The sequence below is a fragment of the Nocardia rhamnosiphila NBRC 108938 genome, assembly GCF_000720425.1.
Lineage (GTDB): Bacteria > Actinomycetota > Actinomycetes > Mycobacteriales > Mycobacteriaceae > Nocardia > Nocardia rhamnosiphila.
In genome coordinates, this window is record NZ_JOAJ01000039.1 from 1 (window position 1) to 1,483 (window position 1,483).

Below are 1,483 nucleotides of genomic sequence, written 5' to 3' on the forward strand. Positions count from 1 at the left end.
ACGACCCGCGATCGGCGTACCCACCGCCACATCATCGGTAGCCGACAACCGCGCCAACAGCAACGCCAGCACCGCATGCACAACCATGAACACCGTCGCATTGTGCTCGGCCGCCAACCGCGACACCGCCCGATGCAACTCCGCATCGATCTCGAACGGCACCGTGCCACCGACCACCGACCGCACCGTCGGGCGCGGCCGGTCACCCGGCAGATTCAGCTCATCCGGCAACCCGGCCAACGCCCGCCGCCAATAATCGGCCTGCGCGCTGACCAGACTCGCCGGATCGTCCTCCGAACCCAGGACCTCGCGCTGCCACAGGCTGTAATCGGCGTACTGCACCGCAGGCGGCGACCACACCGGAGCCGAACCGGCGGCGCGCGAGGCATAAGCAGCTACCAGATCCCTGGTCAGCGGCCCCATCGACCAGCCGTCGGCACTGATGTGGTGCATCACGAACACCAGCACGTGTTCGTCGCCGCCCGGATGGAACAGTGCCACCCGCAACGGCACCTCGGCCGACACATCGAACCCGGCCGACATCACCTCGACGGCCCGCGCCCGCAACTCGTCCGCGGGCACCGCAACCGCCGTCAGATCCGGCGCCACCTCGCCGACCGGCAACACCAGTTGGTACGGTCGCCCGTCCTGCGCCGGATAAACCGTCCGCAGCGTCTCGTGCCGGCCCACCACATCGGCAACCGCCTGCTCCAGAGCAGCGATATCGAGATCACCGGTCAGACGGACGGCAACCGGAAGGTTGTAGGCGGCCGAATCCGTATCGAACTGGTTCAGGAACCACATCCGCTGCTGCGCCAGCGACAACGGCACCCGCTCCGGCCGCTCCCGCGGCGCCAGCACCGGCAGATCCCCACGCCCGGTGGCGGATTCCGCGGCGGCGGCCAGCGCGGCCACCGTGGAGGCCTCGAACAGCATCCGCACCGGCACGGTGGTGTCCAGCGCAGCACCCAGGCGCGCGGCGACCTGGGTCGCGATCAGCGAGTTACCACCCAGGGCGAAGAAATCATCATCGGCACCGATCCGCTCGACACCGAGCACCTCGGCGAACACACCCGCCACGATCTCCTCGATCGGAGTCGACGGGGCGCGGAACTCCCGCGCTTCGAACACCGGGGCAGGCAGCGCCTTACGATCCAGCTTGCCCGAAGTGTTCAACGGGAACGCATCCAACTCCATGACCACAGCCGGGATCATGTAGATCGGCAGCACATCACGCAGATCATCGAGCAGGGCAGCCGACACGATCTGCGCACCCGGAGCGGGCACCACGTAGGCGACGAGCTGCTCACCGAGCTCGGACGCCGCGACCGTCACCACGGCCTGGCTCACCACCGGCTGCGCCAGCAACGCCGACTCGATCTCCCCCAGCTCGATCCGCTGACCACGGAACTTCACCTGGAAATCGGTACGACCCAAATACTCCAGCACCGGTTCGATCCGGCCCTCGACCTCGGCCCGGCTC

Annotated in this window: 1 protein-coding gene; it reads right to left on the reverse strand. The window is 68.0% G+C overall.

Annotated features, from left to right (window positions below; all coding sequences use genetic code 11):
• A partial coding sequence (locus IG75_RS36945; RefSeq protein ID WP_036544316.1) for a condensation domain-containing protein occupies positions 1 to 1,483 on the reverse strand: 1,483 nt, incomplete at both ends.